Origin of the sequence: Pseudomonas peli (assembly GCF_050563605.1) — a bacterium.
Classification (GTDB): domain Bacteria; phylum Pseudomonadota; class Gammaproteobacteria; order Pseudomonadales; family Pseudomonadaceae; genus Aquipseudomonas; species Aquipseudomonas peli_A.
Window position 1 is genome coordinate 1 of the sequence record NZ_JBNXUH010000293.1, and the last position, 213, is coordinate 213.

The 213-nt window shown below is 63.6% G+C and carries 1 pseudogene; it reads right to left on the reverse strand.

What is annotated here, in order from left to right:
- Positions 1-122 (reverse strand): annotated as a pseudogene (locus ACQ4LH_RS21795) (hypothetical protein); the annotation flags it as partial.
- Between the last annotated feature and the right edge of the window lie 91 nt (positions 123-213).

Genomic DNA, 213 nt, shown 5'->3' on the forward strand with positions numbered 1-213 from the left:
GACATACCCAGCGCGGCCCAGATCGGAGTGATCCAGCCAAGGGCGGCGAAGGGCAGTACCAGGCCATTGTACAGGCTGGCCCAGGCAAGGTTCTCGATGATGATGTGGCGGGKTCGTTGCGCCMYGTGTAGAGNCTGTCTCTTTTAAACAACTGWCGCTGCCGRCGRCGCCCCCCCGGGGGGGGTAGTTGTGGGGGCGGCGGGCGTTAAAAAA